The sequence below is a fragment of the Sphaerospermopsis aphanizomenoides BCCUSP55 genome, from assembly GCF_001586785.1.
Classification (GTDB): domain Bacteria; phylum Cyanobacteriota; class Cyanobacteriia; order Cyanobacteriales; family Nostocaceae; genus Sphaerospermopsis_A; species Sphaerospermopsis_A aphanizomenoides_A.
Genome location: NZ_LUFH02000137.1, coordinates 1 through 12,959 on the forward strand (window position 1 = coordinate 1; position 12,959 = coordinate 12,959).

Sequence of the window (12,959 nt, forward strand, 5' to 3'; positions counted from 1 at the left end):
GCGCTTATAATGTCAGTCTTCAAGAATATGAACCTTTACTTCAGCAAGCTTTACAACTTCCTTGTTATCTGGAAGATTAGGAATGTGGGGTGTAGGGTGTAGGGTGCAGGGTGTAGGGTGCAGGGGAGGCAGGGGGAGTAGGGGAAGAAAAATTAATTCTTCCTCCTGAACTCCTGAACTTCTTGAACTCCTGAACTCCTGAACTCCTGAACTCCTGAACTCCTGAACTCCTTGAACTCCTTCTTCTGTGATCCCAATCCAAGATAGGATGGACGTTGATTTACGTATTGTTTTAATTAATGGATATGAAACGTTATTGGTCGCGTCTGCTGGCACTGTTTTTAGTTGTCACCATTGGCTTAATGGGTTGTTCTGGTACTCCTGATGGCTTAAGCGGAGATTATCGTCAAGACACTTTGGCTGTAGTCAATACTTTAAGACAAGCCATAGAAGTATCCTCAGATGATCCGAATAAAGCTGCACTTCAAGCAGAAGCACGTCAAAAAATTAATGACTTCTCTGCTCGTTATCAAAGAGCTAATAATTCTGTTTCTGGTTTGAGTTCCTTTACAACCATGAGAACAGCCCTTAACGCTTTAGCCGGTCACTATAGTTCTTACCCTAACCGTCCCATACCTGAAAAATTGAAAAATCGTCTAGAGTTAGAGTTTGATCGTGTTGAATTAGCCCTCAAGCGTGGTGGTTAATTACATAGCAGGGAACAGGGAATAGGTAACAGGGAACAGGGTTAAAAGCCTTTTGGTATGTGGCTTTGTTCTTATATTTTGTACCTTATTCACTATTTATCTGCTGTAATACATACAAAATGACATTGACAACCGCCTATATTGCTACATTGTGCGGACGACCACTAGATTTGGCTGATGATTTTTGGTATCAATTCTTACTTGTGATATGTCAAGTTACTAGGGTATGCTTGACTCATCTGCTCACAAAGTGCTGTTTTCTATGAAATCTCAGCAAATACTTTGTGAGCTTTCTTACACAGCCTTTCACAAACCGGTTTGATAGCTCGATTTTCATAGCAATGACGAATCAAAGCAAAAAATTCGTCTGTGGAAAACTTCAAACCCAGGACATTATCAATTTCATCAATAAAAATAATAATTTGTTCCTGAATTTGCGTGAGCAATACCGTTTCAATAAATTTATTTAAACACTGAATCGGAGACAGATCATCGTGTTCTTTTAACCAATTGCGGCGATTGATTTGCAGATTAAACCCACTGACCAATTCCTGAATAATTCCGCCATACCATTGAGACGCGGTAATTTGCTGGCTACCAATTCCGCTTAGTTCTATTTCAGCGCAAGCAATCCCTTCAGCTTGCAATTTGGCCATTGTCCGCACTCGCAAACTAGACTTCCCCATCTGTCTAGCATTGAGAACATAGCAATAATCCCCTGCTAATAACCCTGTGTACAGTTCAGTATCAGTTTGTCGGACTACATAAGTAGGAGCATCAGGTGGGAGACTGCCACCAGGCTGATACTGATAGGTGGGGTTGAGTTTGGTAAATATTGGTAGTTGATAGACGCTGGGAACCGGAGTCAGCTTTTAATTGTGACACAATTTCAGGTTATGGATACCTGAATTTAACTGAATTTAACTGAATTTAACCTAGTTTAATAATCCTGAATTTAACTGAACTATTGATTTGAGAAACCAGAGATACTATTATCAAGCTCAGTAAAAAAGCTCGACAAAAATCCGATTAGCTGTATATAGGATAATTAAAAACATGTCATACGCTCAATGGGTTAGTATCACGATCATCTCACGAGGAACTAGAATAGGCATCAAAAATGCTACTCTTGCATACGGAAAGTTTCACCAGTCTGGTAATAAAGACGCAGAAATATCAATCGATGAAACTAACAAAATAACAATTAATATAGGTGAGAGTAGTGTTATAAATTCTTGTGGTCGAGAGGACTCTCCATCTGGAACTGAAGGAAGATTTGACATTTTTGATATTGACAAGCAGGTGAAAATTGGAGAATACTACTGGGATTGTCCTTGGGGATCAAAGACAAACACTTCCATCTGGACTCCCTCTCCAAGTGAAGATTATGTTACCCAGGTAGTTGGTGGAAATCTAGATTCTGGTGCTTTGGGTAATGTAACCATCAAATGCGTCAAAATATCTTGAGATTACGTTAAATAATTTACCTACTTCTTAGGCAAATTTTCATTTAAAAATTAAACAGATGAATCAATATCTAACCTGATGGTTCATCTGTTAATTGTTATTTTACTATCTTTTTTTGACCGGATATTCCCTGTTAAAACAATATAGATTATCAACTATCATGTCCAACACTCCTCTTCATGTTCTTAGCTACAATACCCACCTTTTCTTAAATACAATTGTCACCGTTTCAGCGAGCTAAGAATACCATGATTCGACACGCATAGATAACATAATTACTCATGTGCAGAGGCTCAATCCTGATATTGTGGGCTTTAGTGAAGTATGGGCTAATTCATCCAAACAATTGCTGTGACACGATTTCAGAGCATGAGTACCTGAATTTAACTGAATTTAACTGAATTTACCTAAACTTAACTGAACTTAACTGATTTTTTATAATCCTGAATTTACCTGAATTTAACTGAATTATGGAATTGAAAAACCATCCATACTCTAAATGGTAATGAACGAGACAATAACTAATAATAAAGGAATGGAGGTTGAGGTGTTACAGGCTGCACTAGAAGCAGAGTTCAGCTTTGCACACCCCAATTATAAAATTTATAGCCACGGTCAACGAGAATGCGATCGCCTGTTTTATTGGAATTGAGACGAATTGAAAATTTCTTAACACAATGTGCGATCGCACCTCGCTTTTTTTCTAGAATCTGTGGTAATCCATCTACTTTTATTTAAGATTTGCTGTTCGCGTAGCGTGCCGTTAGGCATAAAATTTATATGTGTTCGCGCAGCGTGACTTCAGGAAGACCGAGTAGCGAGTACCGAGTAGTGAGTAATATCATGTCCGGTTGTTCGCGCAGCGTGCTGTAGGCATAATAAATATTTTTCTTGTTGCTATATATTTATTTAAGATATGTAGCAAAAGTATAAATAAATTGATGAATATGTACAAAGCTCCTGTAAAATTTCCCGCAGCAAAATCATGGTGTCGGAGTCTGTTTGCTGTCTTGTTTAGCAGCACTATGTTAATGCCTAACTTTGGCACTCAACCAGCAGCAGCGCAAGTAATGGAGTTTTGTCAACTATCACCAAAAGCAGTTAAAGAAAAAGAACAGCTACGTTTATCAGCACTTAAAGGCAATAAAGATGCTCAAAATCGTTACCAAAAATTAGTCAAAGAACACGCAAAAAGATTACAAAATTGTCGTAGTCGTAACTGGCCTCAAACCCAAGCTATCTGGTTACGTTTGTATCCTTGTGATACTCAGCCAGGAGCAATTGATCAAATTATGGATCAGATAGTCAATACTGGCTATAACCAAGTTTATTTAGAAGCATTTTATGACGGTCAGGTATTGTTACCAGCAGCCAATAATCCCACCGTTTGGCCTGCTGTGGTTCGCACTCCGGGAAAAGAAAAGGTAGATTTATTAGCCGCAGGGATTAAAAAAGGGCAAGAACGGGGTTTAAAGGTTTATGCTTGGATGTTTACTATGAATTTTGGCTATACTTACGGGCAGATTCCTAGTAGAAAGGATGCGATCGCACGTAATGGTAAAGGTCAAACTAGCATAGAAGTTGTAGATAACCGTTCCCAAATATTTGTTGATCCCTACAACCAACAAGCAAAAACCGACTATTACCAAATGGTGCAAGAAGTAATGCGTCGTCGTCCTGATGGTTTGTTATTTGACTATGTACGCTATCCCCGACAAGCAGGAAAGGATTCCATTGCTACCAAAGTTGCAGATTTATGGTTATTTACCCCCGCAACCCAAGAAGCTTTACTGCGTCGTGCTAAAAACAATAAAGGCTTAGAATTAATCCGTCGCTTTTTGAGTAAGGGATATATCACCGCTGGAGATATCGGTGAAGTTGATAAACGTTATCCCCAAGAAGATGAACCAATGTGGGAAGGACGCAACCCTCCTATGGCACAAAAATCTCTACTCACACCCACCCAAAGACAGCCAATTTTACAATCAGAGTTATGGCTGTTGGCAGTTGCTCACGCGATGCAAGGTATATTAGATTTTGTTACCTTAGCCAGTTATCCAGCCAATCAAAATAATATTCCTGCGGGTGTAGTATTTTTTCCCGATGGTAATCAAACTGTAGGCAAAGGTTATGATTCCCGTTTGCAACCTTGGGATAGATTTTCTAATACTTTAGAATGGCATCCCATGTCCTATGCTACTTGCGGTAATGCCAGTTGTATTATGGAACAAGTGCAACGAGTTTTAAGTATGGCACAACCAGGTACACAGGTAATTCCGGCTTTAGCTGGTAAATGGGGAGAACCAATCACTGGCCGTCCACCTTTAGAACAACAAATGGCAGCTTTACGACAATTTTCACCCCAAATCAATGCCGTCAGCCATTTTGCTTATTCTTGGCAACATCCAGAACATGATGGTGAGCGAAAATTCTGTAAATAGTAGTAAATAATATGGTTGTGGTTTTAAGTTGAAATTGCTTGACCACAACCTGTTTAAATATTAATGCCTCTCAGGTGACAATCCTTTTATTTTAGTTTTGTGTCAAGTGCGATAATGATAAGTCATCAAAACAACTGGCAAATAATACAGCTATTATTTACAAGATTGTCTCCAGTTAGTTTATGCTACTTGCGGTATAGCAAAATTTATTTATAGCTGTATCCAGAATGATTAGGACATTATTGATCATTGAAAACTAATAAGAGCAAGGGTTTAACTCTTGCCTTTTGCCTCTTGCCTCTTGCCTTCTGCTATAGTAAAAACCCCTTATAATTTAGATAAAGTTGATATTATCTCCAATAAAATTACTATGACAGCTATCACCGTCAACTTAAACCCCATTATCCAACTCAGCGACAACCAATTTTATCAACTCTGTCGAGAAAACCCGGAAGTCAAATTTGAACGTAATGCAGAAGGAGAAATACTGATTATGCCACCCACAGGAGGAGAAACGGGAAAACGTAATGTTGAAATTGCAGCAGATTTTGTGTTTTGGAATCGTCAAACTAAACTAGGAGTTTGTTTTGATTCTTCCACTTGTTTTAAACTTCCCAATGGTGCAAACCGTTCTCCTGATGTAGCTTGGATTAAAAAAGAAAGATGGGATGCACTCACACCGGAAGAACAGGAAAAATTCTCCCCTATTGCCCCAGATTTTGTTTTAGAGTTAATGTCCCCAAGTGATAGTTTGCCGGAAACCCAAAAAAAAATGCAGGAATATATAGATAATGGAGTGAAACTAGGTTGGTTAATTAATTCAAAAATGCGTCAAGTTGAAATTTACCGTCTTGGTAAACCAGTGGAAATATTAGAATTTCCTCAAGAATTATCAGGTGAAGATGTTTTACCAGGATTTATTTTAAATATGCAAGTAGTTTGGGGATAAATACAGCAATATTATTCACCACTGAAGTAACGAAGCTGATCTCGAAAATAACAAAAGCTTGGTGATTGATTATTTTCAATATCCATAAAAGGAGAAATTCTTTCTGCCCAAACAGCCTTTTCTTTACCAATCGCCTGATAACCAAGTTTAGACAACTTTTGGCAACCACCGGAAGATACTGCGTCTGCCAACTTCTCCCATGTACCGCAGATATCATCATTAGTGTATGAATTTAAGACTGCTTGTTTGGCGCTCGGATAAGCTTTCTTCACTGCTGCTAAATCACCTAAATACCATGCCTCTCCTTCTTCAATAGCAATGCAAAATTGTGTCTTTGGCTTGGGGGGATTACAAGAATTTTCAAGTTCCAGTAGTTGTTTCCGAAAAGCACTCATACAGCGGTCATCAAGATCGCAAATGATGATGAGGACAGCTTGATAATCAGCAGGATAACTAGCAAATGTTTTACCATAGCCTTGAATCAGTCTTGGTAGCTGGTCGAGTAAAATTCGTTTGTTAGCATCAGAAGTAGATTTTAAACCTTGAGGAATATGTCCTATGCCTTTGTAAGCATGGATCTTAAATGTGTGTTGTTCAGTGTTAATAATTTTGGGGACAAGAATGTCCAGAGCAGTTTTGCCAGAAATATCCTCAACTAATATTTCAAAATGCATAGATTCACCTTGCGTCCAAGTAGTCGCTGTACCAAAGTCCGCCAAGGGGCAACCCTTCAGAAACAAGATTATTAATCAGAGGATCTTCACTAGCTCGCTTAATTTTAGCAAATCCATCCTCGCCCTTTTCTAATATCCAAACTTCTTCAGGTTCTAGGGCATCTACAAAATATGGTTGATGTGTTGTCACAAATATTTGTGATCCATGCTTGTGACCTGTAGCGTGTTCTCTAAATTCTCGTGCTAGGGTTTCTAAAAGTTTATGGTAAAGTCCATTTTCTGGTTCTTCAATACACAAAAATGGTGGTGGTGATGGATCTTCTAACATCAGGAGATAGGCGAATACTTTGAGTGTTCCATCTGACATTTGTTGGGAATAAAATGGATCTTGAAACCCTTTGTCGTTGAAACACAAAAGAAGTCTTCCATCTGGACTTGGGTAGGTACTAATCTTGTTGACACCGGGAATTTTGTTAGCTATTTTTTTAAGTATAGATTGAAACTTTTTTGGATGTTCTCTTTCCATAAACTGGACTACATTACCGAGATTATCTCCATGAATATTCAAATGCTTTTGTGGTCCAGCTAGAGGTAAACTGCGGGCTGCATCTGGTGTAAAATAGCTTAAATACCATCCTTCAATAAATCTTCTAAACATAGAAATTCTGGGATGTTGTTTGAGTGAACCTAAAGTAGCAATTCCTAGTTTTCTTTTATCATCAAGTTCTACTACTTCAGTTTCTTTACTCTCCTCTTCTGCTTCACCTTTTTGGATTTTTTCTATAAATTTTGATAAATCAAACTCACCTTTTTCTTCTTCAACTTGTTTACCTTCTTGTTCACCTTTCCATGCAATTCCTCTACCTTCATTGAGAATAAGAAAAGAAAAAGGTTGTCCCCTAGTTTGTCCTTTTCTTCTCTGTCTGAGCCTCTCTCTTTTTACATAAGGTCTTCCAGATGAATCAATATCTATTGCCAACTCATAAGTAATTGGTCGGGCATTACCATCCTCTTTATAATAGATATCAAACTCAATACTTCCCTCTTGTCCTTGGGAACGAATTTTCTCAAAACCACCACGACCACGAGCATAACAAGCTTCTTCTACTCCATTTTTCAAGCAGTCGGCAAGAAAACCAAAAGTATCGAAAATTGTACTTTTTCCCACACCATTCTTACCGATAACTGCTGTCATTGGTGCTAATGGCTTGGCGTTCTGTGTGTTCCATAGTTTTCCTAATGTGATATCACGAAGAACTCTGTAATTTCTTACCCTAAAGCCTTCTACTTTAGACATTTAAGTTTACCCCAGTAAATAGAAACACTCACGCTGCTTTGTAATCCCACAGTAACAGATTAGACAGAATGTTCATGGGGCGGGAATTAAGACACTCACAATTCCTGACCATTGCACTTTTTTCTCTTTTTCTCGACGGTAAGAAAAGAAATGTTCAGGAGTTTGATAAGTACAATAGGGAGCGATCGCAATTTGTTCTTTACTAATTCCCAATTGTGCCAACTGAATAGCATTTACTCGTCGCACATCTAAACGCACCTTACCTGGTTCTGGATCTGCTAATAAAGGAGAATTAGGTAAATCGTGTAAAGTATTGACTATTTTTTCAGGTTCATGATGTGGTATAATAGTCGTTCCAATTTCCGCAGCCACTTCGGCGGAAACCTGGTAAACCTCTCCCGCTATTGCTGGCCCCATTGCAATTCGCAAATCTTCCAGCTTGCTGCCTTGGGATTGCATTTTCTGAATGGCTTGGGGAACAATCTTTGCTGCCGTACCCCGCCAACCTGCGTGTAAAGCTGCTACCTGACCGATTTTAACATCACCAATCAGTACGGGTGTACAATCAGCACTGGCTACCCAAACCGCTTGTAAAGGCTGCTCACTAATTAAGCCATCTGCTAAAGCCAACTCATCATCACTATTTTGTAAATGCTTATCCACCTCTTGAGGGGTTAAAACTGTATTGCCATGTACCTGTTTTAAACGATAAGCTAAAGCCTCTGGTTGCAAAACCTTTGTCAACTCGTGCGGTGGACGTGGCCAAAACTGTTGTGTAAAGAAACCGTGAGGCCAAAGTTCCAAAAGATTACAAGTCAGGTAAGGTAGACCTTCCCAATTGTGCCAGTGCCAAGTGTGCATCTTCAACCTAACCTAAACAAAAAATTTAAAACCGCCAATCAATGTTAACTTGAACAACTGCATTTAGGGGAATGGCTGTGGAATTTGATCAGCAACTTGTGGTAAATGCCCTGAAAGTAGGACAACAGTATCCACATTTACCTTTTTATCTCCATATTTTTGACAGCTTATCCTCAACAAATCAAACTCTGTGGGAATTATTAGCCCAAGGAGAAAAACCAGGGACTGTAGTCATTGCCACCAAACAAACCGCAGGTAAGGGACAATGGGGAAGGCAGTGGTTATCTCCTTCTGGTGGTCTATATCTATCGGTTGCCATTGCTCCTAAACTAGAAGCTGCTAATAGTTACCAACTAACTCTAGCTAGTGCTTGGGGAATTGCGTCACAATTACAAAAGTGTAACGTGAGTGTGGGGATAAAATGGCCGAATGATTTAGTATTAGATGGCCGCAAACTAGGTGGCATTTTAACGGAGACGAAAATTCATAAAGGACAAATTACCCAAGCCATAATTGGTGTTGGCATTAATTGGACTAACCCAGTACCCGAAACCGGCATCAATTTAGAATTGTGGCAAAGTTCCCAGAATTTTCGACCCATACCTAATTTGGAAATGCTCACTTCCACAGTTTTACTAGGAATAGAGTCCGGTCTCCAGTGTCTTAACAACGAAGGAATAAGCATACTGCTGTCTCGTTATGTTGATTTACTGATAAACATGGGTGATGAAGTGTATGTGAATAATCTTTTAGGAACTGTAGTCGGGGTGACAACCCAGGGGCATCTCCGCTTAAGAATGGTTGAATATAATACCAAAGAACTGATCACGCCAGAAATTTCTGTCGAACCCGGTAAAATCAGTTTGGGCTACTGTAAATCTTCTGTTTAACTTTTTTAGACTTAATTACACACAACTGAGAGAAAACATGACGCAGCGCCATAAATCTGCCCATAACCGCTTGGACAATTTGCGGACTCAAGGTTTAATCAAAAGACGCTTTGCGTCTACATTACCAGCACAGAGCCTTGGTTGGTTGAGCAGTGTTAGTCTCCTGAGTGGTGGCTTTGTATTTGCTCAAACGGAATCATCAGTAGATAATATCGTTCCCACTGTTGAGAATTCCCAACCCACTGCTGTTAAAGATACAGTAAAAAAAGAGACTGTTGCCCCAGAAGCGACATCATCACAGCCTGATTTTGCTGAACGACGAGTCAGACTCAAAAAAAGACTCCATCAGGAACAAGCGTCCCAGTCAGCAGAAACAGTCAGAACTGCTAAACCCAAAGTTGAAAATTCTGAACGTGCTGTGACTGTTACTATCTCCAAACCCAAAGCGGAGAATTCCGAACCGCAAGTCACGGTGAGAACTTCTAAACGCAAAGTGGAGAATTCTGAACGTGCTGTGATGATCAGAACTTCTCAACCCAAGGTTGAAAATTCTGAACCGAAAATTACTGAGAAAACTTCAGAACCCAAAGTACAAACTCCGGTTAACTCAGCACCGGCAAAACCCTCAGAAGTTGCTCAACCAGCTAATAACTCCAAAGATACTGGTAGCAAGACAACCACAGGAAAAGACCAGGATTACAATAACGCCTTAGTTGACCCTACAAACTACAACAATACTCCCACTGGTAAGTATGAACCTCCCAGTTCTGTAGTTGTTACAGAACGTGCTGGTGGCTGTCAAGCAGTTTTCTCCAAGCGAGAAATTGCTGCTGGTGCTTGTGGTAGAAAAGCTATTGATGGTCCTCGTGTAGCTGATTCTCCCAAAAAGTCAGCACCAAGTTGGATTCAAAAAAGTGAAACTGCTAGTTTAAACAAAGCGCCCAGAGTTGTGAAAGTGGCTGCTGAGTCCCAACCAGAAACCCCTAGTGTGGTGAAGGCTGTAGCTAGTGCAGTGAATAACAATACAAGTTGGCGTGCTACTAAGGTTGGTTCTAGCGGTCATACAAAAACTGCATACCGTCCCAATCGGTTTATTCCTAGTCCTAGCGAATTTTCACCAACTACAACGGTGAGCGCCACACCTATTGCGCCCAGTTTTGGTACTTTACCACCGCCAATGGCTGAGGATAACATGACACCCCGTGTCAGCACTGTTGCCTATGATTTTGCTCTGGCATCGGTTTTACCACAAGTTCCTTATAGCAATGCTTTTGCTTACCGTGGTGGTGCTGGTGGGATGATGTTCCCCTTGTCTTTCGCTGCACCCATTACTTCTGTCTTCGGTTGGCGGATTCATCCTATTACCGGAGATAGACGTTTCCACGCGGGTACAGATATTGGTGCGCCCACAGGAACACCAATTTTAGCTGCGGCTAAAGGTCAGGTAGAAATTGCTGACTGGATGGGTGGATATGGTTTAGCAGTAACTATCAATCACAGTTCTGCCCAACAAACCCTCTACGGTCATATGTCAGAAATTTTTGTTCGTCCTGGTCAGTGGGTAGAACCAGGAACTGTAATTGGCCGCGTTGGTAGCACTGGTAACTCCACAGGACCCCACTTGCACTTTGAAGTCCGCCACCTGACTGCAAACGGTTGGGTTGCTGTTGACCCAAGTGTACAATTACAAGCTGGCCTCAGCAACTTGGTACAAAGTACACAAACAGCGCAAGCAAGATAGGTGACAGGTGACAGGTGACAGGTGACAGGTGACAGTGAAGAAAGCAGGGGGGCAGGGGAGGCAGGGGAGAATAATACTTTTTGCCTCTTGCCTTTTGCCTCTTGCCTTTTGCCTCTTGCTTTTTGCCTCCTGCCTCCTGCCTTCTGCCTCCTGCCTCCTATAAATACCCGTGTTCCATTAAGAATGCGGGTGTAATTACATCTTCATCGGCTTTATCTGCATCTTGATGGTGTTGGTTGCCGGGATAAAGGAATTTTTCCACATATTTACCCAAGATATCGCCTTCCAGATTTACCCAACCGCCAGGGACTAAATGGCTGAGATTTGTCTCGGAGTAGGTGAGGGGAATGACTGCTACGGTAAACTGGGAGTGTTCGGGTTGATATGTGGCTACAGTGAGGCTAATACCGTTAATGGCAATGCTACCTTTAGGGACGATATAGCGAGCGATCGCATCTGGTGCAGCAAAGGTCATTTCCCAAGAAGTAGCTGTTTGGGCGACAGAAATCAATTGACCTATTCCATCTACATGACCCATGACAAAATGACCGCCTACTTTACCCCCTACTCGCAGTGACGTTTCTAGGTTGACATATCGAGCTTGGGTTTCTTCTCTATCTAAAGTTGTACGTCGTAGGGTTTCTGGTGAAGCAGTGGCAATAAAGCCATCTTTGACAATTTCTTCGACTGTCAAACACACGCCATCTACAGCTACACTGTCTCCATAGGCTAAGTCCTGCATCATAGCATCCGAGTGGCTGATAAATGTAATCTGCCAAGAATCGTTAGATAAGGGTTTGATTTTACCTAATCCTTGAATTAATCCTGTAAACACGGTTTCTCTGCCAATTTAACTTTATTTATTGCTTAATTTTGGCGGAAATTAACTGATAATTCCGAACAAAAATGTAAAACTTTTGTAGATAATTTCTGATCTGTTTTTTTTTGGTAGATGAATAGTCACACATTATCATCAATCTCAAGGCATACTTGGGTAAGATGATTATGATATTGGGAGAGCAATTTCAGTAGATGATCAAGTTATATGATTTTGGATTTGGGATTTTAGATTTTGGATTGGGTAATGATTCCAGACTAGGTGAGAGTAAGAGAAGTGAAGATTTTATTCAACAACAACCCTTTTTTTACTTAACTAACCTTTAATAATCTCCAAAGATTGAAAATTTTTTACCTCTGTCCTACCCCAACACCTAGCCTGTACCGAAAACTTTTCGATTTGATGAATTTGATTTACTCTGGTGTTCACTACAAGTTCGGAGTTTAATAGAAGCAATTATAGAGAAGAAAAGCCCTATGTTTACTTCTGTCCTAGACAAACCCATTCAAGGGTATTATTTGCCACATAGCATCCAAACAATTAAAGGATTTTTGAGGGTTAGCCAATGATTGAAATGAGAGTCGCTGGTATAGCATTAGATGCCATAACCCGCAGCCCGATTGTATTGCTAAAAGATAGTTCAGATCGTCGGGCTTTACCAATCTATATAGGTCAGGAACAAGCTAGGGCTATTATGGGTGCTATGGAGCATCAAAAACCTCCTAGACCTTTAACTCATGACCTGATGGTGAATATTTTGGAAGCATGGAATATGACCTTGGAAAAGGTGATTATTCATTCCTTGCAAAAAGATACATTTTACGCAGCTTTAATTGTGCAGCAAGGCGAAGTAAAAAAAGAAATTGATTCTCGTCCTAGTGATGCGATCGCTATTGCTTTGCGTACAAATGCACCTATTTGGGTGATGGAAGAGGTAGTAGCAGATGCTTCCATACCTGTTGACCGTGATGCGGATGAAGCTGAACAACAAGCTTTCCGCGAATTTGTTTCTAATCTTCGTCCTGAAGATTTGATTAAACGATTTGGTAATGGTGATGGTTAAAGAATAGGGTGTGGGGTGTGGGGTGTGGGGT

Annotated in this window: 13 protein-coding genes; 8 read left to right on the top strand and 5 right to left on the bottom strand. The window is 40.3% G+C overall.

Annotation, left to right across the window (positions count from 1 at the left end):
• Nucleotides 1-305: 305 nt before the first annotated feature.
• Complete coding sequence (psb27, locus tag A0J48_RS24055; RefSeq protein WP_200327114.1) at nucleotides 306-707, top strand: photosystem II protein Psb27; 402 nt, start codon at nucleotides 306-308, stop codon at nucleotides 705-707.
• Between the two features lie 260 nt (nucleotides 708-967).
• On the opposite strand, the gene A0J48_RS24060 is transcribed toward psb27, so the two are convergent.
• Nucleotides 968-1,576 (bottom strand): AAA-like domain-containing protein, encoded by a 609-nt coding sequence (locus A0J48_RS24060; RefSeq protein WP_267910332.1) that lies wholly within the window; start codon nucleotides 1,574-1,576, stop codon nucleotides 968-970.
• Nucleotides 1,577-1,763: 187 nt separating this feature from the next.
• On the opposite strand from A0J48_RS24060, the gene A0J48_RS24065 reads away from it, so the two are divergent.
• From A0J48_RS24065 to A0J48_RS24080, 4 genes are all read left to right on the top strand, one after another.
• The gene (locus A0J48_RS24065) at nucleotides 1,764-2,174 is read left to right on the top strand and encodes an aegerolysin family protein (protein WP_200327115.1); all 411 of its coding nucleotides are present in this window, start codon (nucleotides 1,764-1,766) and stop codon (nucleotides 2,172-2,174) included.
• A gap of 505 nt (nucleotides 2,175-2,679) precedes the next feature.
• Nucleotides 2,680-2,826, top strand: a complete 147-nt coding sequence (locus tag A0J48_RS24070) for a hypothetical protein (RefSeq protein WP_200327116.1) — start codon at nucleotides 2,680-2,682, stop codon at nucleotides 2,824-2,826.
• 295 nt (nucleotides 2,827-3,121) lie between these two features.
• Nucleotides 3,122-4,615 carry a family 10 glycosylhydrolase gene (locus A0J48_RS24075; protein WP_200327117.1) on the top strand — a complete coding sequence of 498 codons (1,494 nt, stop codon included), beginning with the start codon at nucleotides 3,122-3,124 and terminating at the stop codon, nucleotides 4,613-4,615.
• Between the two features lie 370 nt (nucleotides 4,616-4,985).
• Nucleotides 4,986-5,564, top strand: a complete 579-nt coding sequence (locus A0J48_RS24080) for a Uma2 family endonuclease (protein ID WP_200327118.1) — start codon at nucleotides 4,986-4,988, stop codon at nucleotides 5,562-5,564.
• An 11-nt stretch (nucleotides 5,565-5,575) separates the two neighbouring features.
• Here the strand turns inward: A0J48_RS24080 and A0J48_RS24085 are convergent, their stop codons facing one another.
• The 3 genes from A0J48_RS24085 to pgeF all read right to left on the bottom strand — a co-directional run bounded on the left by A0J48_RS24085 (nucleotide 5,576) and on the right by pgeF (nucleotide 8,396).
• Nucleotides 5,576-6,238 (bottom strand): hypothetical protein, encoded by a 663-nt coding sequence (locus A0J48_RS24085; RefSeq protein ID WP_200327119.1) that lies wholly within the window; start codon nucleotides 6,236-6,238, stop codon nucleotides 5,576-5,578.
• Nucleotides 6,239-6,242: 4 nt separating this feature from the next.
• Nucleotides 6,243-7,535, bottom strand: a complete 1,293-nt coding sequence (locus A0J48_RS24090; RefSeq protein WP_234301127.1) for an AAA family ATPase — start codon at nucleotides 7,533-7,535, stop codon at nucleotides 6,243-6,245.
• Nucleotides 7,536-7,607: 72 nt separating this feature from the next.
• Nucleotides 7,608-8,396: a peptidoglycan editing factor PgeF gene (pgeF, locus tag A0J48_RS24095; RefSeq protein WP_200327120.1), complete on the bottom strand. Its 789-nt coding sequence runs from the start codon at nucleotides 8,394-8,396 to the stop codon at nucleotides 7,608-7,610.
• 77 nt (nucleotides 8,397-8,473) lie between these two features.
• On the opposite strand from pgeF, the gene A0J48_RS24100 reads away from it, so the two are divergent.
• Together A0J48_RS24100 and A0J48_RS24105 are read left to right on the top strand one after the other, a co-directional pair.
• The gene (locus A0J48_RS24100; RefSeq protein ID WP_200327126.1) at nucleotides 8,474-9,286 is read left to right on the top strand and encodes a biotin--[acetyl-CoA-carboxylase] ligase; all 813 of its coding nucleotides are present in this window, start codon (nucleotides 8,474-8,476) and stop codon (nucleotides 9,284-9,286) included.
• A 37-nt stretch (nucleotides 9,287-9,323) separates the two neighbouring features.
• Nucleotides 9,324-11,027 carry a M23 family metallopeptidase gene (locus A0J48_RS24105; RefSeq protein WP_200327121.1) on the top strand — a complete coding sequence of 568 codons (1,704 nt, stop codon included), beginning with the start codon at nucleotides 9,324-9,326 and terminating at the stop codon, nucleotides 11,025-11,027.
• A gap of 157 nt (nucleotides 11,028-11,184) precedes the next feature.
• On the opposite strand, the gene A0J48_RS24110 is transcribed toward A0J48_RS24105, so the two are convergent.
• Complete coding sequence (locus tag A0J48_RS24110) at nucleotides 11,185-11,862, bottom strand: riboflavin synthase (RefSeq protein ID WP_200327122.1); 678 nt, start codon at nucleotides 11,860-11,862, stop codon at nucleotides 11,185-11,187.
• 568 nt (nucleotides 11,863-12,430) lie between these two features.
• Between A0J48_RS24110 and A0J48_RS24115 the strand changes: the two genes are divergently transcribed.
• Entirely contained in the window at nucleotides 12,431-12,928 is a 498-nt protein-coding gene (locus A0J48_RS24115) for a bifunctional nuclease family protein (RefSeq protein ID WP_200327123.1), read from the top strand.
• Nucleotides 12,929-12,959: the final 31 nt, after the last annotated feature.